Here is a 20,244-nt window from a genome sequence, read left to right on the forward strand (position 1 = left end):
TGTAAATCCCCCTTTCAAACATGTCATCCATAGCGTAAAACGGCGAAGTTCTCTTTATACAGAAACATTAAAGAGAACCTTGCCGTTGTACGCGGGACGAATCTGATCATATAGTGTGTAAATTTAACACTTATAAAACAATGGCCAAACGTGCACTCGCCACTTTTGAATAAGGAACGGCATGCTCTTTTTTTCCTGAGGCAATAACCAATTCGTCGTTTTCAAAAGATAACAATTCGCCTTCAAATTCCTTCAGACCGTCTATCGGCTCATATGTAGTGACGTACACATTCTTTCCTACCGCCTTGGCCACGTCGGCAGACTTCTTCAGGGGGCGTTCAGCACCGGGAGAAGAGACTTCTAGAAAATATGCATCAGGGATCGGATCCTTCTTATCCAGCTCTGCGCTTAAAAATTCACTGATCAATCCGCAATCATCCAGATCGATGCCACCCTCTTTATCCACGTAAACACGCAGGAAGTAATTGCTTCCTTCTTTCACGTATTCTACATCTATGAGCTCAAATTCATGCTCATCCAGAAAAGGCTTGATCATTTCTTCCACGGTAGTTTTAATCTTTGTGCTCAAATAAGGTAACCTCCAAGTCAGGTTCGTTCCGGTTAACCGGCAAATTAAAGTGTATACCAAAGAGTAAAGAGTGGGTTTCCCCACTCTTTAAGCAACGGTTTTATCCTCATGATTACCATAAAAATTATAACATAGTCAGACATTAGTGACAAGTATAGTCACTTGACTCGCTGTCTCTGTATCGGTTAGTCATGATTTCTGACTAGAAGAGTGACAGCTGATTGCTCTCTGGCAGACCACGGAAGCAGCCCATTTGCGTCAGCAGCTCCACCGCTGTCTTACTCGCCTTCGATTTCTGCTGGAAATCTTCAATGGACAAGAACTCCCCGTGTTCACGTGCTGCTGCAATATTGCGAGCTGCATTGTCACCAATACCTGCAAGGGCAGAGAAAGGAGGAATCAGGGAATCCCCCTCAATCGTGAAGCGTGTCGCATCCGATCGATACAGATCAATCGTTTTGAAGCTATATCCTCGTGCTGTCATTTCAAGCGCCATCTCTAGCACCGATAACATCGATTTCTCCTTCGTCGAAGCCTGGAAGCCAAGCTGCTCAATCTCAACGATCTTCCGAGATATTGCTTCATAGCCCTGACATGCCAGCTCAATATCAAAATCCTCAGCACGTACTGAGAAATAGGTTGCGTAATATTCAATAGGATAATACAGCTTGTAGTATGCAGTACGAACTGCTGATATAACATAAGCAGAAGCATGGGCTTTCGGGAACATGTACTGGATTTTCAGACAGGAATCGATGTACCACTGCGGAACCTTACAGTTCTTCATTTCATCAATCCATTCCTGACTGAGTCCTTTACCCTTACGTACACTCTCGGTAATTTTGAAGGCAAGTGCAGCATCCATGCCGTGCTTATAAATCAAGAACAGCATGATATCGTCCCGACAGCCAATTACGGTCTTAATGTTGCAGGTTCCGTTCTTGATCAGCTCCTGTGCATTGCCGAGCCATACGCCAGTCCCGTGGGACAACCCTGATATTTGCAAGAGGTCAGCAAAGGTGCTTGGCTGGGATTCCTGCAGCATCTGTCTAACGAATTTGGTACCCATCTCCGGCACGCCATAAGTGGCAACTGGCGTACGGATCTGCTCGGGGGTTACACCAAGCGCATCCGTTGAGTTGAACATGCTCATGACCTTGGGATCATTCATTGGAATTATAGTTGGATCAACGCCTGTCAAATCCTGAAGCATCCGCATCATCGTCGGATCATCATGTCCCAGAATATCCAGCTTGAGCAAATTATCCTCGAAGGCGTGATAGTCAAAGTGCGTCGTTTTCCATTCCGCACTGGTGTCATCTGCCGGATACTGTACAGGTGTGACATCCTCAACTTCAATATAGTCCGGTACAACGACAATTCCGCCCGGATGCTGTCCGGTGCTCCGCTTCACGCCGGTACATCCTGATGCAAGCCGATTTAGCTCCGCACCTCTCCAGGATTTGTGATGAGCTTCCTCGTATTTCTTCGCAAATCCGAAGGCCGTCTTCTCCGCTACCGTACCAATCGTCCCTGCACGGAATACGTTCTTCTCACCAAACATTACCTTTGTAAAATGGTGAGCCTTGGGCTGGTATTCACCAGAGAAGTTAAGATCAATATCGGGAACCTTGTCACCCTTAAAGCCAAGGAACGTTTCGAAAGGGATACCCTGACCTTCACCCTTGTAAGGTTTACCGCACTCAGGACAATCCTTCAGAGGGAGGTCAAATCCACTCTTCACACTGCCATCAAGGAACCATTCGCTGTGCTTGCATTCCGGATTAACACAAATATAATGCGGAGGCAGTGGATTAACCTCGGATATACCAAGGAATGTAGCTACGACAGAGGAACCTACGGAACCCCGGGAGCCTACCAGATATCCATCCTGGTTCGACTTCTTAACCAGCTTCTCTGAAATAAGATAGTTGGCAGAGAATCCGAATTTGATAATGGGCTCCAGCTCTTTTTCCAGTCGTTTAACGACAACATCCGGTACTTCTTCACCGTAAATAGATTTAGCTGTCTCGTAGCACTTGCTGCGAATCTCTTCTTCAGCTCCCTCAATAATTGGGGTAAAGAGCTCTTTGGGAAAGAGCTGTATCTCTTCAAAGCGGTCGGCCAGCTCACTCGTATTCGTGACGACCACTTCATAAGCTTTGTCCTTGCCAAGGAACTCGAATTCCTCCAGCATTTCGTCTGTTGTACGGAAGTGAGCATCCGGCTTACGCATATCCTTAAGTGGACTAAACCCGGTTATCCCGTGAATCGTAATATCTCTATAAATTTTGTCTCTCGGATCAAGGTAATGCACATTCCCTGTAGCAACGACCGGTTTGCCCAGCTTGTCACCAATCTCAACCACTTTGCGAATCGCAATTTTAATCTCGTCCGGCGTTGCCACCAGTCCCTTGTCAACAAGATGCATATACATCGTAATCGGTTGAATCTCCAAAATGTCATAGAATTGGGCAATCTCCTCAGCTTCTTCAACCGATTTATTGAGTACAGCTTCAAAAAACTCACCCTTCTCGCAGCCGGACATGATTAGCAGTCCATCTCGATGGTCCACCAGCTTCGACTTCGGGATCGTCGCAACCCGCTTGAAATGCTGTGTATGGGACAGACTAACCAGCTTGTACAAATTCTTCTTGCCTGTACCATTAAGTGCATATATCCCACTGTGGAACGGCCTTGCATTGGACAGGTCCATGCCTACGTAATCATTCAGCCGGTCCAGCATTGTGATACCCTTCAGCTGTGAAGCATCATTCAGCAGCCCTGTCAGTATGCCGGCAAGCGCAATCGTATCATCAATCGCCCGGTGATGATTCTCAAGCGAAACCTTATATTTATCCGCCAGTGTATTCAAGCGGTGATTTTTCATCGTTGGATGCAGCAATCTGGCGAGCTCCAGTGTATCCAGTACGGGATTCTCCAATGGTTCCATCCCGATTGTTTTGAGATTGGCTTGAATAAAGCCAATGTCAAATCTCGCGTTGTGCGCCACTAATATCCCGTTTCCCACAAACTTGACGAAGTCCTGCAGCACAGGCTCAAGCTCTGGCGCATCCTTGACCATATCATCGTTAATGTTGGTCAGCTGCTGGATGTTATACGGAATTCGTTCATGAGGATTCACAAAGGTCGCAAATCGATCCACTTCCTTGTCATCCTGCATTTTTACTGCTGCAATTTCAATGATTTTGTTCTGTGTTACCGATAAACCTGTCGTCTCTATATCAAACACAATATATTCGGCTGTTTTTAACTCCAAGGGCTGCGGCTTCATAACAACCTCTACAGCATCATTGACGATATTCGCCTCGAGTCCGTAAATCATTTTGACGCCGTGCTTTTTAGCAGCCTTGGCTGCTTCCGGATATACTTGAACGCCTCCATGATCTGTTACAGCAATCGCTTTGTGTCCCCATTTGGCTGCCGTTTTGACATAAGTATCGATGGAAGTTACCGCGTCCATCGTACTCATCTTCGTATGAAGGTGAAATTCGACTCGCTTCTCTGCTGCGTTATCCTTACGTGTTGGCGGTGCCTGCACCTCGACGAGATCTGAAGGGATCATGGCGAGCTCAGGTACTTGCATAAATCGATCGTATTCAACTCGCCCGCGAACCTTCAGCCATTTTCCATTCGCCAGCAGATTCATAATTTTGACATCTTCTTTGGACTTCGCAAATACTTTCATCTGCATGGAATCCGTAAAGTCGGTCAAGTAGAACATGTAAAGCGTATTACCGTTGCGGAGCTCTTTTTTGTCCAAACCAAATACGGTACCTTGAAGAGTAATCTTCTTCTCTTCATCCTGAACTTCCTGAATAGGCACTGCCGGCTCCTTAATCTCATATCCCATTTGAAGCCTAACATCGCCTTCTTCTTCCTCTATTGGGGCCATCTCGGCTTCAATCATGCTCATCATGTTCTCAATGACAACACGTTCTTCTTCCCGTTTCTTCTGTTCAAACTTCTCCAGCTCTTCTCGGTTACTCTCGCCAACCAGCATCTTCACCTTAAGCGGGAGCTTGAAGTAACGATCATAATACGTGGTTATTGCCTGATCAATCTGCTTCTTGCGGGCAAGCTCCAGCGCCATGCCATCACTCATTGTTAGCGTGAGTAGACCAGACTCAACTTCCTGAGTCGCCCGGTTCATCCATCCATTAACAGAAGGAATTTGCTGATGCACCCATTCCAGGAACAAATTCCAATACTCTCCGACAATATCTGCTTCGGATACAGCAGTACCGTAGTTGAAAGTAAACGAAATCTTGGCTATATGACTCATTTTATCTCGAATATGCAGACAGAATGCTTTAAAGACAGGAGCGGGAACCAGTGTATCCTTCGTAATGGTTATGTGCCATTCACGGTTCATGCGGCTAATTTCCACCTGGTCGATAAAGCCGTCAATAAAATGAGGCTCCACGATGCCCGCCGGCAAATCAACCTGTTTCATCAGCAGCTCAAACCGTTTTCTCTTCTCATCCGTTCCGTTCAATCTTTCTCCCCCCGTTTCAAACCATAGAACATGAAAAGCTCCTGCACGCAAAAATGGGAACCGATCCGCTAAAAGGCACCGTCTCATTTCGGACAGAAGCTTGTCATTCTCTTACACATGTGAATCAATTAATAGTCTTGATTGAAGCAGCCGAAGGTATTATGAAATTGATTCATGTATACTCAAAAAAAATTAATATGCTCTAGCAAATACTACCGTATGTTCTGCTTTCTGTCCACATACCAGACAAGTATGTTTTTCCTCAGCGGGTTCAAACGGAATGTTACGGCTAGTCGCCCCTGTCACTTCTTTGACCTTGTCTTCACAAGCATCCGAACCGCACCAGCCGGCAAGTGAGAAGCCGCGTTTCTCTTCCATCAGTTCCTTCATCTCGTCAAGTGTATCCACGGAGTAGAAGTTGTCCTTCATGAAGTTCTGCGCACGCTCGAACATTTCGTTCTGTACTTGCTCCAGCATAGCCTTGATCTCTTCTACCAAGTCTGCCTGCTGAACTACCTTCTTCTCACCGGAGATTCTGGATACAAGAACACATACTCCGTTCTCCATGTCACGAGGACCGATCTCAAGGCGTACAGGAACACCGCGCATTTCATATTCGTTAAACTTCCACCCAGGACGCACATCACTGCGATCGTCCATTTTAACACGAATACCAGCCTTCTTCAGTTCTGCATACAACTCATCAGCCCGGCCAACGACTTGATCACGTGTCTTTGGAGGTCCAATTGGAATCATGATCACTTGTGTAGGCGCAACCTTTGGAGGCAGTGCCAGTCCACGATCATCACCGTGCACCATAATCATGGCACCAATCAGACGTGTGCTTGTCCCCCATGAAGTGGTATGTGCATACTCTAGTGTATTTTCCCGGTTCAAGTACTGTATTTCAAAAGCTTTGGCAAAATTGGTGCCCATGTAATGGGAAGTTCCCGCTTGAACCGCTCGTCCATCCTTCATCATGGCCTCAATGGAGAATGTGTCCACTGCACCGGCGAATTTTTCGGATCTGGTCTTTTGCCCCTTGATGACCGGAATCGCCAGTACGTTCTCCACGACCTCACGGTACACTTCCAGCATTTGCATCGTTTCCTGACGAGCTTCCTCTTCTGTTTCATGAGCAGTATGACCTTCTTGCCACAAGAACTCACTTGTACGCAAGAAAGGCATCGTACGTTTTTCCCAACGAACCACATTTGCCCACTGATTGATCATAACCGGCAGATCACGATAGGACTGAATCCATTTGGAATACATATGTCCAAAGATCGTTTCAGAGGTAGGACGAATCGCAAGTCTCTCCTCAAGCTTCTCCCCTCCTGCCTCAGTTACCCATGGCAGTTCAGGATTAAAGCCTTCAACATGCTCCTTCTCCTTCTGGAAGAAGCTCTCCGGGATAAACATCGGGAAGTATGCATTACGATGACCTGTTTCTTTGAAACGACGGTCCATTTCTTCCTGAATATGCTCCCAGATTTCATAGCCATCCGGTTTGAATACGATACATCCCCGAACTGGAGAGTAATCCATCAGATCCGCTTTCTTAATGGTGTCTATATACCAGCGAGAGAAATCCTCAGACTGGGGTGTAATTTCAGTGACAAACTGTTTATCGTTCGACATAAGACTCGTTTCCGTCCTCCCATAGTTCTCACATCATTAATGATCCATTCGGTCATTATGATATGCGAACAACAATTATCCATTAATCAATCTTAAAATATCGTTATAGGTTACAGCAATCATCAACAAGAACAGCATCGCAAACCCAATGAAGTGCACCATGCCTTCACGATTCGGATCAATCGGTTTGCCGCGAAGCCCTTCAATCCCCAAGAAGATAAGTCGGCTTCCATCCAATGCTGGAATCGGCAATAGATTGAATATCCCTAAATACAGGCTAAGGATTGCCGTCCATTGTGTCAACTGTAAAATGCCCTGCTTCGCAATTTGACCCGTCACTTCAAATGTGCGAACCGGTCCTCCCAGATCATCGATATTGAACTGAGCAATCAGCATCCGGAAGCCTTCAAATATGCTTTTTGTAGTTGTAACCATATGATCACCGGCCACAGCAAAGGACTGGAAGAATCCGACATCCTCTGTTTGCAATTCAGGTGTGATTCCGACTTTCCCACCTTCCTGGCCTTCCATTGGTCTAGGCGTAATACTTAGATTGAATACCTCTTCTCCCCTACGCACAGTCCAATCCATGGGTTTATCCATTGATTCAGCAATCATGGCCACCATTTTATTGTAATCTCCACCAATGGCTTCGCCATTAATAGTTTCAATAATATCGCCTTTGCGAAGGTCTGCTTCTGCAGCAGGCATTCCTTCACTGATATTGCCGATCTTCACATAGGTTGGGTTCTCAGCAGGGACGCCGGCTATCATGGCATGAATCGCAAACAGGACGAAGGCCAGCAGGAAATTCATAAACGGTCCGGCAAAAATGGCCAGTGCTCTTTGACCGACCGTCTTGCTGTTAAACTGGCGATCCTTAGGAGCAATCTGTGTCTCCTGTCCTCTTGCAATGAGCATTGCCTGTGGATGGACAGGGAATTGCTGCTTCTCTCCATCAACGTCCATCTCAATCATAAGTCTGCGCTCCAGATCAATCGTGAGGATCTCTCCACGCACCACATTTTTGCGGTTATCCAGCTGATCAAGGTATATCGATTTCACCAGTCCGTCTGCTGCTTTAATCGCAATCGTCTGACCTGGCTGAATCTCAATGAGTTCCGGATCTTCACCCGCCATCCGTGCATATCCTCCAAACGGAAGCAAACGCAGAGTGAACACCGTCTCCTGGTGCTTATAAGAAAACAGCTTTGGACCAAAACCGATCGCAAATTCTCTGACGAGAATTCCTGCACGCTTGGCAAAATAGTAATGGCCCCATTCATGCACCGTCACAATGACGAAAAACATGAGTACTGTTAGTACTACGATTTGCAAGGTTTCCAAATTACTTCCATCCTCCTTTTACTTAAGAAGAGCTAGTCATGTCCTACTTACATTATCATTATTCAGACAGGGGATACAAGAGAATCAAATCTTTTGAGCAGCATCTCCTTATTGAACCTAGTAAGCAGGATGAAACCTTGTTTACATTTGTCCTGCTAGCGTCCTTACATATTGATCCACTCTGTCAATTTCAGAAAGATCAGGATTTAGTTCATTGCTGTGAGCTTCAATTACCCGTTCAATGATCTCCTCGATCTTGAGGAAGGAAATTTCACCTTTCAAGAACCGCGCAACAGCTACTTCGTTAGCTGCATTAAACGCCGTTGTTGCGGTACCTCCCATTTTGCCGCATTCAAATGCAAGCCGCAGGCAAGGGAATCGTTCCATATCCATCTCTTTAAAATGCAAAGATCCAATCTCAGTGAGCGACAAAGATTTTGCAGGTGAAGGCAGCCTTTTCGGATAAGTTAATGCATATTGAATCGGCACCCGCATATCAGGATTTCCCATCTGCGCAATCATGCTCGTATCCTGAAACTCGACAAAGGAATGAATAATACTCTCTGGATGCAGCAAAACGTTGATTTGCTCGTAAGGCAGACCGAACAGCCATCTGGCTTCAATGACTTCAAGTCCTTTATTCACCATTGTCGCTGAATCAATCGTAATCTTGGAACCCATGGACCAGTTTGGATGCTTCAGTGCATCCTCCACCGTCACATGCTGAAGCTGATCTCGGCTTAAATTTCTAAACGATCCGCCTGAGGCAGTTAACGTTATATTCTTCACTTCACGAATCTCTTCGCCGTTCAGGCATTGAAATATGGCAGAATGTTCGCTGTCCACAGGTATAATTTGAACGTCTTTGTCTTTGGCTAGTGATGTAACCAAATGTCCTGCTGTCACAAGGGTCTCCTTGTTCGCAAGTCCGATTTGCTTCTGTTCCTTGATAGCCGCCAAGGTAGATTTGAGACCCACACTACCCATGACCGCTGTAATTACCATCTCTGCATCCGTTCCGGCAGCCACTTCAATTAATCCTTCTTCGCCGAAATACACTTCTGTACCCGCAGGAACATTTGATTTGACGATATCGACATCATCCATACGACCTACAGATACTTTCTTAGGGCGATAAACGTTCGCCTGCTCTATCAGCAGCTCCACATTCGATCCAGCAGATAAGCCTTCCACTTGAAATTTATCCGGATGCATTGATATGACATCCAATGTCTGAGTTCCAATGGAGCCTGTCGAACCAAGAACTGATATTTTCTTCATATGGTACACCTCATGTCATTCTTTGATCGCACAATTGTGGTTATACATTATCTCTGCTAGTAAGGTATCAGTGCGAGCATATGTACAAACGGAAATACAAATATCCAGCTGTCACAGCGATCAAGGATACCGCCATGCCCAGGCAGCAGACTGCCTGAATCCTTAATTCCATACACACGTTTGTATGCAGACTGAACCAAATCACCCATTTGTCCAATGATCGCAGATGACAGTCCGATCAGCACTGCGTTTCCAACACCAACGATTCCATCTGACAATAGAGCAAAAGCTATCGAAACGATAACTGCGATTACGATGCCGCCGATGGCCCCTTCAACCGTTTTGTTCGGGCTGATCACAGGCCAGAGCTTATGTTTACCGATACTCTTGCCTACGAAATAAGCACCGGCATCACTGCCCCATATGCTGACTAAAATCATAAAAGTCCAGAACAAACCGTCCTGTAACTGACGAGTTGCTGCAATATAATAAAAACCGATCCCAACATATACGACACCAATAAACATCAGTGCCGCTGTTTGAACGGTCAGTTTGTTCTTGGTCGTTACTGTAGCAGAGAGGAACAGCAGCATTAAGAGCCATACGATCTGAATAAGCGACATTGATATATCTAAGCTTGCAAGTATTGATGGAAATACGAGTATCAGAACACCTATATAGCCTATAAATGCAGTTCCCCCAAATGTCGAGACCCCAATCATACGAATAAATTCGTATAAACCGATCAGAGACATCATGAGGATCAGAACGTTATACCAAGTTCCTCCCAATATTGCAAATCCCAGAAAAAATACTCCGGCAACAATTCCCGTTATGACTCGCTCTTTCAACTTGGTCCATCCTCCATTACTTCAAACCGCCATATCTTCTCGTTCTTTGCTGATATTCAGCTACAGCCTCATACAAATGCTGCTTCTCGAATTCAGGCCAATAAATGTCAGTAAACCACATTTCACTATAAGCAAGCTGCCACAGCATGAAATTACTCAAACGAAGCTCACCACTTGTGCGTATAAGCAAATCAGGATCAGGCATGCTGCTTGATAACAAATGTTCCCCGATGAGCTCAGACGTAATCTCACTTGCTTGAAGTTCCCCGGCTTCAATTTTATGACCGAGTGATCTCACCGCTTCCGTGATTTCCTTGCGGCTACCATAATTCAGAGCAAAATTCAGTACCATTCCGGTATTGTGTTTGGTCTTCTCGATCGCCTCTTTAACCGCCTTGATTGTATGTTCCGGAAGCTGCTCTTCATGCCCCATCATTTCGACGCGCACATTTTTTTCAATGAGTTCATCCAGTTCCTGTGATAAAAAATCAACGGGCAGTCTCATCAAAAAATCAACTTCGTCTCTTGGTCTGGTCCAATTTTCGGTGGAAAAGGCATACATGGTCAAATATTCCACACCTAAATCATTTGCAGCTATCGTAGCACGTTTAACAGCCTTCATGCCACTCTGATGACCCATAATACGGGGCAAGCCCTGCCGTTTAGCCCATCTTCCGTTACCATCCATAATAATCGCAACATGCTTCGGGATGTTATCCTTGGACAACTGTGGCAGCTCTTTCTTGTCATCACCGTTTAACCATGACCGAAAGCGTTTCATCATTCGACTTCCTCCAAAATTCCCATGAAGTTTCTTTTCACTCTTGTGAAAAGAGCAAACCCCACCGAAGGCGGAGGGGCCGTATGCTATGCTTAATTATACTTCCATAATTTCTTTTTCTTTTGCAGCAAGAACTTTATCCACTTCTGCAACGAACTTGTCTGTTGCTTTTTGAATATCCTCTTGATGTCTGCGAGACTCGTCTTCCGAAATATCGGTTTTTTCGAGTTTCTTAATATCATCATTCGCATCGCGGCGAATATTACGAATCGCAACCTTGGCTTCTTCACCGAATTTCTTCGTGAATTTAACCAGCTCTGTTCTGCGCTCTTCTGTAAGCGGAGGAATTGACAAACGAATCATCGCTCCGTCATTCGCTGGTGTCAGTCCCAAGTCAGATTTCATGATCGCACGCTCGATATCAGCGAGAGAGGACTTATCCCAAGGCTGAATCATCAGCGTACGGGAATCCGGTGTATTAATATTCGCAAGCTGGTTCAAAGGCGTCATAGCACCGTAGTATTCAACTTGAATACGATCAAGTAGAGCAGGTGTTGCACGACCTGCACGAAGTGTTGAAAGATCCCGTTTCAGTGCTTGAATCGCTTTGTCCATGCGTTCTTCAGCATTCTTCTTAATTGATTGTGGCATTAGTCTACACTCCCTTTAACGATGGTTCCAATTTTTTCGCCCAGCAGAACACGTTTGATATTCCCTTGTTCAGTAATAGCGAATACAATGAGTGGAATGTTGTTATCCATACAGAGTGAGGAAGCAGTGGAGTCCATAACTCCCAGGTTCTTGTTCAATACATCAAGATATGTTAATTGCTCATATTTCACAGCTGTGCTGTCTTTAAATGGATCTGCGGAATAAACTCCATCCACTTTATTTTTGGCCATCAGGATCACTTCAGCTTCAATCTCTGCCGCGCGAAGCGCTGCTGTCGTATCTGTGGAGAAGAATGGGTTACCTGTTCCTGCCGCAAAGATGACGACGCGTCCTTTTTCAAGATGACGAATCGCTCTACGGCGAATATAAGGCTCTGCAATTTGCTGCATCGCAATTGAAGTTTGCACACGAGTCGGCACTTCAATCTGCTCAAGTGCATCTTGCAGCGCCAAGGAGTTCATCACCGTGGCGAGCATACCCATGTAATCTGCAGTAGCCCGATCGATTCCGTTCTCGCTGCCTGCGATGCCGCGCCAGATGTTACCTCCACCGCATACGATTGCAACTTCCACACCCAGTTCCACAACTTCTTTGACCTGCGTAGCAATTGATGAGATTGTTTCCGCATCGATGCCATATCCATTTTGTCCTGCCAGCGATTCGCCGCTGACCTTAAGTACTACCCTTTTAAATACAGGCTGTTTCAAATGTTCACCCTCCACTTCAAAATGACGCTTCCCCACGTCAAATAAGCACTTGTAAACCTCATATTAGTTAAAAAGAAAGGAACACGGATTGTGTTCCACTCTTAGTTAAAGAAAACTTTCTGAGCCGAATCTCGGACTATCCAGTTCTTCTTTCAATATAAAGGTGTCTTGTAAAATCTCTTGAAGCTAATCTAATTATATCTTCAGAAGACATGGGCAAGTACGATTTCTGTTCATAAATGTTTCAATAATTAGTTTTTCACTTGTGCCATAACTTCTTCTACGAAGTTATCTTGTTTTTTCTCAAGACCTTCACCCAGTTCGTAACGAACAAAGCGACGGATGGAAATATTTTCACCGATTGTGCTGATTTTTTCGTTCAGCAATTGTTGAATTGTCAGATCAGGATTCTTAACGAAGGATTGCTCAAGCAAGCAGAACTCTTCATAGTATTTGCCGATACGGCCTTCAACCATTTTTTCAACGATTTTTTCTGGCTTACCTTCGTTCAGAGCTTGAGCTTTCAAAATTTCTTTTTCTTTCTCAAGTTCTTCCTGAGGAACTTCTTCACGAGTTACATAACGCGGGCTGGAAGCAGCGATGTGCATAGCGATGTCGCGTGCAAACTCTTTGAATTGATCAGTCATAGCTACGAAGTCTGTTTCGCAGTTAACTTCAACCAATACGCCGATACGTCCGCCAGCGTGGATGTAAGATTGAACCACACCTTCTGTTGCTACACGGCCAGCTTTGTTTGCTGCTGCAGCCAGACCTTTTTCACGAAGAATTTCAGTTGCTTTTGTTACATCATTGTTCGCTTCTTCCAGTGCTTTTTTGCAATCCAGCATACCAGCGCCAGTTTTTTCGCGAAGTTCTTTAACCAATTTCGCATCTACTGCCATTTGTTTTCCCTCCAGAGGATAATTTTGCGTATGACCCTAAAAAAAGGGCAGTGAAAGGTTATCCACCTACCAACCACCCTTTTCATTTAATTCATATACATGAGACCCTTACAAAGTCATGCTTAAGCGGATGTTTCTTCGCCTTGATGAGCTTCGATAACAGCATCAGCCATTTTACCAGTAAGCAATTTAACCGCGCGAATCGCGTCATCGTTACCAGGAATGACATAATCGATTTCGTCCGGATCGCAGTTTGTATCAACGATACCTACGATTGGGATACCCAATTTGCGAGCTTCCGCAACAGCGATACGCTCTTTACGTGGGTCGATTACGAACAGGGCGCTAGGAAGACCCTTCATGTTCTTGATACCGCCGAGGAATTTCTCGAGACGGTCTTTCTCTTTGCGGAGAATGATAACTTCTTTCTTAGGCAGCACTTGGAATGTGCCATCCTCTTCCCAAGTTTCCAGCTGCTTCAAACGATCGATACGTTTTTGAATAGTTTGGAAGTTAGTCAGAGTACCACCAAGCCAGCGTTGGTTAATGTAGAATTGACCCGCGCGCTCTGCTTCTTCTTTTACGGAATCTTGAGCTTGTTTCTTAGTACCTACGAAAAGAATTGTTCCATTCTCTCCTGCGATACTCTTAACAAAGTTGTAAGCTTCCTCAACCTTTTTCACTGTCTTTTGCAAGTCAATGATGTAAATACCGTTTCTTTCAGTGAAGATATAACGATCCATCTTTGGATTCCAACGGCGAGTTTGGTGACCGAAGTGAACCCCAGCTTCGAGAAGCTGTTTCATGGAGATAACTGCCATCTCCACACACCTCCTAATTATTGGTTTTTGTGTCCTCCGCCGGCATCATTTCCCGTCAAGACTTACCATAAGGCAAGCACCCTCGACAGAATTAGCACAGCGTGTGTTTTAACACCGTCAATTAATATATCACAACTGCATCCTCGATGCAACAAAGTTGGCATGAATCTCATTTATTTTCACAATACCTTCAAAAATCTCGTCTCTGTTCAGGGACCTGATATAAGTTTTGATATTATAGAATCTATTGATTCTCCCTCAGTGAACTCAAAGGTGCCTACCTGAATCTTCCTGTTGATTCCTTGATTTATCGCCTCTTCAACGAATGCGTCCCGATCCTCTATTACGCGAAGAGATAACAGATTATCTGCTACATCATTTAAGGTAGCCCCGTTTATTACACGATAAGAAACCGTACCCGGTACTGGCTCGCCGGCCGGATTGGGAGAATTGGTATTCTCCGGTGCTTCCGGCTGATCCGGCTGTTCAGGCACACTTACAGCAGGTCCGCCGCTGCTCGACGCATTGCCGGAGTTAGTGCCGGATAATGTGCTGTTATCCTGCGCCTGCTCCCCCGCCCTAGCCTCGGTCCATTCCTCTTCTGTCATGACCTCAGCAGATGCATCATATACCTTGAGCTCCAATTCTTCCGCTGCCTCTTGAAGCTCTTCTCTCGATAGTGTACTGAGATCCTGAGTCGGCTGTCCTCCAGCTTGTCCTTGTCCGATCAAAGCCAGTTGTAGAATCAAAGCGCCTGCTGCAATTCCGGTTCCAAGTCCAATAAGAAAGGACCGATTTTTGATCATCGACTCTCCTCCTTATTCCCTAGCTGCAATATAACCTGGACCTCTCCTTTAGGCATGTTCAACTTGCTGGAGATATAATCTACAGACTTCCCTTCCAAGTAGAGCCTGAACAACTCTGGAAATCGTGACTGAATTGAATTTGTTTCTGAAGAGGTTTCCTTGTTCTGTATGATCGGATCTTCTACCGCAGCAGCAAGCTCTCTCTCTTGAATAGATGCTGGTGCCGTCACTGTTTCCTTATGAGCTGACTGTGCCGCTAGATGGGACTGAAGTGAACTGAGCTGCTGGCTCAAATCAAGAATTTCCTGTTCTCTGCGTTTGTCTGTCTCTGACCATTCCTGCTGATAGAGCTTGAGCCTGTGAATAACCTTCTCATTCTCAAGTTCAATTTCTGCCAGGTATCGATCCAGTGTAGACTCTACGTCCTTTACAGCCTTTTGTCCTGAATCCGTCCTTGATTTGGGCACAAACCAAGCGAATACAATGACACATAGGCCAAGCAAGACGATAGTACTCCATGGTTGCATGAGCCTGTTCTCCTTTATTTACGTGCACGTGCGTTCTGATTATATTAAGAATTATTGCTATTCAGAAGCTTTGACATTTTCTTATGAGACTACAAACTTACATCAAAATTTTTCCCCTTAAATGGATGCTCCGCGGGCACTGTTGCTGTTTCATCAGCTTGCTCATTACTCTGATTCAACTGACCCACCATTGTGTGTGAAGAATTGCGCTGATCCTTGATACTTGCCTGCTCTGACTCGTTCGTTTTTGGACTTTGCTTGGCTTTCTTCTTGATCTGTTTGGACTGATTATCCGCGAGCAGCGACTGCTCTGATGATCTTCTGTGGTCGTATTCGCTTTGATAACGTCCCGCCTCACTCGTGCGCGGAATAGCAATCTGAAGTTCAACCGCTTTTAGACTCATCTGAAAAGTCACTCCTTTGGCTGTAATAAAGTTTACATTCCTTTTAAGGGTAGCATTGATATATCGCCATTATGATAAAAAAACGATATTCTTGTCGCTGAATCTTTAACAAATCTAGTGTATCTGCCGATAACTATTTTAGAACCGCCGTAGATGGTCTTCATGACATCTACACTGGCATTGGATGTGTCCTCGAGCATTTTCTCAATTTCAAGAATCCGTTCCTTAACTTCAGCAAGTTCTCGCATACTTGACTGATGGGTGACCTGAAGCTTCATTCTCATACTTATTTTATCAGGGGCCAGCTGCCCGGATGCAGCCATTTGATCCAGCAAATGTAATGCCTTTGCCGTCTTGTCGATGCTTTCAGTTTGGGCTTTGAGCTCTGTCCTCAGCTGTGCAAGCTCATTGCGCAGCTCTGGAACGACACCCACTTCAATCGTTGTCAGGGTTGACATCGTATTCCCAATTGTCCGTGCTATGACTTTTTCACCAGCCTGAATGACACCGCCAACAATGAGGCCTTTGGTACCTTCACATATGCATTGCTTGCCTGCCCTAATATTAGAATGCATGATGCTCTGAGTTACATATACACTCCCTCCGGCCTCTACATTGGCATCTTGAATAAACGAGCTCTTAACATCGACGCCTGCTTGAATAAGCCCCTTATTATACCCAATGATTCCGCTTGTAACTTGTATAGAACCTCCAGCATAGAGCTCGGCACCTTCGACCCCGCCAACTACACGGATATCTCCTGCAGCTCTAACTTTAAAGCCCGTCAAAACGTTCCCTCTGATTACGACCGTCCCTACAAAATCGATATTTCCGGTATTATAATCAATGTCTCCGTTCACCTCGTACACAGGGAATACATTGATCCGATCCTTTTCCGTAGGAGTTACAAGACCATCTAGTGCGGCATACATCGCATCGCCTTCAGCATTAACGACCACATTCTTGCCTGGCTTAAATCTGGCTTCCTTGCCTGGACGGTAGGGTATCGTTTCACCTTTGACACTCTTCCCAGGTATGCCTGGCTCAGGCGGGATCCGCCTGGCAATAACCTGCCCTTTTTTCACGTTGCTGAGCTGAGTAATTTCTTTGTAGTCTACTCTCCCGCCCTCTGTTTCGAGCGGCTTGCGCTCTCCGGTTTCAATCAAGTTCGTAATTAATTCAATGACTCCATCGGTCCCTGGGACCGGATCTTCACCAGAAGCAACCGTCGGCTTTAATCCATAATATGCTGATGGACGATTCGCGATATCTTGTAGAACATCCTCGTGAATTCCGTATACGATTCCTTGCTGAGCAAGATATGCTTTTAATTCCCCAGCTGTAATTTCAAATTCTTCTTGTCTAATCATATCAAGTACTGCGCTGCTGTGATCTGCTGAAAACAGTACCTTGATGTACTGCGCTGGGTCTAATTTCTGCGTCATCTGCAACCTTCCTTCTTTCTCCATAGACAGCTTATTTTAAAATTACTCTAATTCTAATGCCTGTTCATTAAGAGTTCACGCTGTTTTTCAAGAGTACCTCTCAGCCTCAGAATTGCCTTGGAGTGAAGCTGGGAAATACGTGATGGTGACAATGACATGACTTCTGCAATTTCACTCAAGGATAAATCCTCATAATATAGTAGGGATACAACGATTCTTTCTTTTTCCGTCAGCTTATCGATTCCCTGCATCAAAGCCTGCTTCAAATGAATATCTCTTACGGTCTGCTCAGGCGCATATGCTTTCTCATCGATTAATAGAGACATACGCGTCTCGGCATCCTCTTCACGCAGCGGATCTTCAAGTGAATAAAGCGACATTACTGCCACTTCCTGCAGCATATTCCTGAAATCTCCTGCAGAAACGTCGAGATACTGGCCCATTTCTTCATCAGTTACACTTCTTGAATATCTCTGTTCAAGATGCTGATAGGCCTCCTCAATTTTCTTCGCCTTCTCTCTAACAGATCTAGGCACCCAGTCACCTTGGCGCAAGCCATCGAGAATTGCACCTCGCACTCTCCATGAGGCATAGGTTTCGAATTGAAGTCCGCGCTTATAGTCAAATTTATCTAGTGCATCCATCAGTCCTAGAGCACCATTGCTCTCCAAATCATCTTTTGATACATTCTTGGGCAATCCGACGGCAAGTCGACTTGAGACATACTGAACGATATGAAGATGTTTTTCAATCAGCTGGTTCCTTGCATCCAGGTCCCCTTGTTCCTTCCATCTTTCCCACAGGTCCATATCTGCCAAATGGGACGAATTTCGGCCTGTCATATCGCTTCACCCCCTTAATTGTCTGACAAGTGTCGAACGGCTTTTGCCAATTCTTCAGCATCTTTTGTCCGAACAAGCTTCGGAGGATTAAGTGGTTCAAATCCCGTTTTAGCTGCTGATTTTTTCGGTTCATTGACACTTTCTTCTTGCGGTGAATACTTTAATAGATTCCTTAGCTCCTCATCGTCATCAGGAGCCGTTATATCCAGCTGGGTTCCCTTATGTTCCTTTTCTTCATTCTGCTTGCTATGATCTCCAGCACTTTGCGAAGGTGCCAGAACGTATCCCAGCACCCATCTGCAAATAAAAGCAATGACAAACCAGATTACAAAGGCCGTTCCCGCACGATATAAACTGGTAGATAACAAATTACTGCTGTATGAAACAAAAAATGTATACACAAGTCCAATAAGACCAAACACAAAATTTATGCGAATCGTACCAAACAACGTTGTCATAACTCCTTCACACCCATCTGAACGCTTCGAATAGTCAGCACCCCTGTATCCCGATCCAGATCAATGGTTCTGCCATGGTGTCCACCACAATCTTCTGCGATCAGAGGAATTTCTGCTATATTCAAAGCTTCTTTACACGCTTCCGTATTTCGAGGGCCAATACGTAACGTATCCCCAGATCCGGCAAATTGAAACATCTGTGATCCGCCTGCCATCTTCGCAACAATATGCTGATGAGATGCTCCTTGCGCCTTCATTCTATCTAACAATAGTACGATTGCGGTATCAGCATACTTTGCCCTATTCAAATCAATGCTTTCTCTTGCAATAGAAGAGGAGGGGAGCATAACATGCGCCATGCCGCAAATTCTGCTCACAGGATCGTGCAATGTGACACCGACACAGGATCCAAGCCCAGTCGTTCTAATAACTCCTGGCTCAACTAGAATGTTTAAATCCGCCATTCCTACCTTAATCAGCTTCTTTTGCTCAATCATCAGCCATGTACTCCAAGGGCTTCAAATATAGCGGCAAAGGATTCGGGATCAGGTATAAGGAAAAATTGTCCTTGCACCCGATTTGATCCCTCCAAAAAATTCGTATCTATTAGTAAGGCTTCGTTTCCCATATGACTCATATGAAGCAGCCCGTAACTTAGTATTGCACCTGCCATATCAACGGCAAAGCCGGGTACGGTAGGCAGCATGGCTAGTTGAGTAAAGTCTGCCAGTGAAGACAGGTAGGATCCGGCAAGTATATTTCCAATCTCGGACAGGATGGATCGTTCCATATCCGAGAATTCAAGCACCTCATTTGTCACGGATCGACTAAAGTGATGCAACAGCTGTTTTGCTGCCTCCGGCGTCATCATAAAAAACAAATTCCCCGGTGCATCACCTTCCACTCTAAAGTAGACAGCAGTAACGATACTCTCGTCACCACCAACGCTTTCTGCAATCGACTCGAACGGTACACGCTGAACAGTTGGAACTCCCATATCGATTGGCCTGTTCAGCAGTGTCGATAATGCAGTAGCCGCATGGCCTGCACCTATATTGCCTATTTCTTTCAGAACATCCATTTCAATATCATGAAATTGATCAAAAGAGCGTGTCATTATCCTTCTATACCTTCAAGCATGATAATTTCGCTCTTATTCAGCACTTCCACCAGATTGAGCATGATGAGCAAGCGATCTTCACCCAGCTTTGCAACACCTCTCAAGTACTTGGCTTTTATGCCACCAATAACCTCTGGTGGATTCTCGATATCTCCTGAATGGATGTCTAATACATCATTTGCCGAGTCGACAATAAATCCAACTTGCATGTCTTGTACAGTGACCATAATAATTCGAGTATGATCGGTGTATTCCGTCTCCGGGAGAGAAAAGCGTCCACGCAAATCAATAACTGGAATAACAATGCCACGAAGATTAACTACGCCTTTTACAAATGAATAGGTTTTGGGAACTCTCGTAATCGGCATCATTCTCTCAATCGTCTGAACCTGATCGACCTCAATGCCATACTCTTCTTCACCCAATTTAAATACGATTACTTTAATATCTTCTGCCATGACCTAATACCTCCTTAAGAAATGAACAACCTCGGATGCGGGAATCCAGCACCGCCGAATCTATCTATTATGA

The 20,244-nt window shown here is 45.1% G+C and carries 20 protein-coding genes; all 20 read right to left on the minus strand.

Going from position 1 to position 20,244, the window contains the following annotated elements; translation table 11 throughout:
• Window positions 1-130: 130 nt before the first annotated feature.
• Entirely contained in the window at window positions 131-589 is a 459-nt protein-coding gene (gene rimP, locus ACFQ3J_RS10125) for a ribosome maturation factor RimP (protein WP_091155212.1), read from the minus strand.
• A 202-nt stretch (window positions 590-791) separates the two neighbouring features.
• Entirely contained in the window at window positions 792-5,108 is a 4,317-nt protein-coding gene (locus ACFQ3J_RS10130) for a PolC-type DNA polymerase III (RefSeq protein ID WP_379292731.1), read from the minus strand.
• Between the two features lie 192 nt (window positions 5,109-5,300).
• The gene (gene proS, locus ACFQ3J_RS10135) at window positions 5,301-6,749 is read right to left on the minus strand and encodes a proline--tRNA ligase (protein WP_091155206.1); all 1,449 of its coding nucleotides are present in this window, start codon (window positions 6,747-6,749) and stop codon (window positions 5,301-5,303) included.
• A 75-nt stretch (window positions 6,750-6,824) separates the two neighbouring features.
• On the minus strand, window positions 6,825-8,096 hold the full coding sequence (gene rseP / locus ACFQ3J_RS10140; RefSeq protein ID WP_091155204.1) for an RIP metalloprotease RseP: 1,272 nt from the start codon (window positions 8,094-8,096) through the stop codon (window positions 6,825-6,827).
• Between the two features lie 141 nt (window positions 8,097-8,237).
• Window positions 8,238-9,377, minus strand: coding sequence for a 1-deoxy-D-xylulose-5-phosphate reductoisomerase (locus ACFQ3J_RS10145; RefSeq protein ID WP_251583231.1), 1,140 nt, complete (start codon window positions 9,375-9,377; stop codon window positions 8,238-8,240).
• Between the two features lie 56 nt (window positions 9,378-9,433).
• Window positions 9,434-10,228, minus strand: a complete 795-nt coding sequence (locus ACFQ3J_RS10150; RefSeq protein ID WP_251583229.1) for a phosphatidate cytidylyltransferase — start codon at window positions 10,226-10,228, stop codon at window positions 9,434-9,436.
• Between the two features lie 16 nt (window positions 10,229-10,244).
• Window positions 10,245-11,012 carry an isoprenyl transferase gene (locus ACFQ3J_RS10155; RefSeq protein WP_091155197.1) on the minus strand — a complete coding sequence of 256 codons (768 nt, stop codon included), beginning with the start codon at window positions 11,010-11,012 and terminating at the stop codon, window positions 10,245-10,247.
• 93 nt (window positions 11,013-11,105) lie between these two features.
• On the minus strand, window positions 11,106-11,660 hold the full coding sequence (gene frr / locus ACFQ3J_RS10160) for a ribosome recycling factor (RefSeq protein ID WP_091155195.1): 555 nt from the start codon (window positions 11,658-11,660) through the stop codon (window positions 11,106-11,108).
• Window positions 11,660-12,388, minus strand: a complete 729-nt coding sequence (gene pyrH, locus ACFQ3J_RS10165; RefSeq protein WP_091155192.1) for a UMP kinase — start codon at window positions 12,386-12,388, stop codon at window positions 11,660-11,662. The genes frr and pyrH overlap by 1 nt, the downstream gene beginning before the upstream one ends.
• Window positions 12,389-12,639: 251 nt before the next feature.
• Window positions 12,640-13,290 carry a translation elongation factor Ts gene (gene tsf / locus ACFQ3J_RS10170; RefSeq protein ID WP_091155189.1) on the minus strand — a complete coding sequence of 217 codons (651 nt, stop codon included), beginning with the start codon at window positions 13,288-13,290 and terminating at the stop codon, window positions 12,640-12,642.
• Between the two features lie 122 nt (window positions 13,291-13,412).
• Complete coding sequence (gene rpsB / locus ACFQ3J_RS10175; RefSeq protein ID WP_091155186.1) at window positions 13,413-14,111, minus strand: 30S ribosomal protein S2; 699 nt, start codon at window positions 14,109-14,111, stop codon at window positions 13,413-13,415.
• A 209-nt stretch (window positions 14,112-14,320) separates the two neighbouring features.
• Window positions 14,321-14,917, minus strand: a complete 597-nt coding sequence (locus ACFQ3J_RS10180; RefSeq protein WP_251583227.1) for a hypothetical protein — start codon at window positions 14,915-14,917, stop codon at window positions 14,321-14,323.
• Window positions 14,914-15,444: a hypothetical protein gene (locus ACFQ3J_RS10185; RefSeq protein WP_251583225.1), complete on the minus strand. Its 531-nt coding sequence runs from the start codon at window positions 15,442-15,444 to the stop codon at window positions 14,914-14,916. The genes ACFQ3J_RS10180 and ACFQ3J_RS10185 overlap by 4 nt, the downstream gene beginning before the upstream one ends.
• 89 nt (window positions 15,445-15,533) lie before the next feature.
• Window positions 15,534-15,848, minus strand: a complete 315-nt coding sequence (locus ACFQ3J_RS10190) for a hypothetical protein (RefSeq protein ID WP_091155179.1) — start codon at window positions 15,846-15,848, stop codon at window positions 15,534-15,536.
• Between the two features lie 32 nt (window positions 15,849-15,880).
• Window positions 15,881-17,293 (minus strand): DUF342 domain-containing protein, encoded by a 1,413-nt coding sequence (locus ACFQ3J_RS10195; RefSeq protein WP_251583223.1) that lies wholly within the window; start codon window positions 17,291-17,293, stop codon window positions 15,881-15,883.
• 53 nt (window positions 17,294-17,346) lie between these two features.
• A complete protein-coding gene (locus ACFQ3J_RS10200; RefSeq protein ID WP_091155173.1) occupies window positions 17,347-18,135 on the minus strand; it encodes a FliA/WhiG family RNA polymerase sigma factor in 789 nt (262 codons plus the stop codon).
• A 14-nt stretch (window positions 18,136-18,149) separates the two neighbouring features.
• Complete coding sequence (locus ACFQ3J_RS10205; RefSeq protein WP_091155170.1) at window positions 18,150-18,593, minus strand: hypothetical protein; 444 nt, start codon at window positions 18,591-18,593, stop codon at window positions 18,150-18,152.
• Window positions 18,590-19,090, minus strand: a complete 501-nt coding sequence (locus ACFQ3J_RS10210; protein ID WP_091155169.1) for a chemotaxis protein CheD — start codon at window positions 19,088-19,090, stop codon at window positions 18,590-18,592. Before ACFQ3J_RS10210 ends, ACFQ3J_RS10205 begins: the two co-directional genes overlap by 4 nt.
• Complete coding sequence (locus ACFQ3J_RS10215; RefSeq protein WP_091155166.1) at window positions 19,090-19,710, minus strand: chemotaxis protein CheC; 621 nt, start codon at window positions 19,708-19,710, stop codon at window positions 19,090-19,092. Before ACFQ3J_RS10215 ends, ACFQ3J_RS10210 begins: the two co-directional genes overlap by 1 nt.
• On the minus strand, window positions 19,710-20,171 hold the full coding sequence (locus ACFQ3J_RS10220; protein ID WP_091155165.1) for a chemotaxis protein CheW: 462 nt from the start codon (window positions 20,169-20,171) through the stop codon (window positions 19,710-19,712). Before ACFQ3J_RS10220 ends, ACFQ3J_RS10215 begins: the two co-directional genes overlap by 1 nt.
• Between the last annotated feature and the right edge of the window lie 73 nt (window positions 20,172-20,244).

It is taken from the genome of Paenibacillus provencensis (assembly GCF_042678545.1).
GTDB classification, from domain to species: Bacteria; Bacillota; Bacilli; order Paenibacillales; family Paenibacillaceae; genus Paenibacillus; species Paenibacillus provencensis.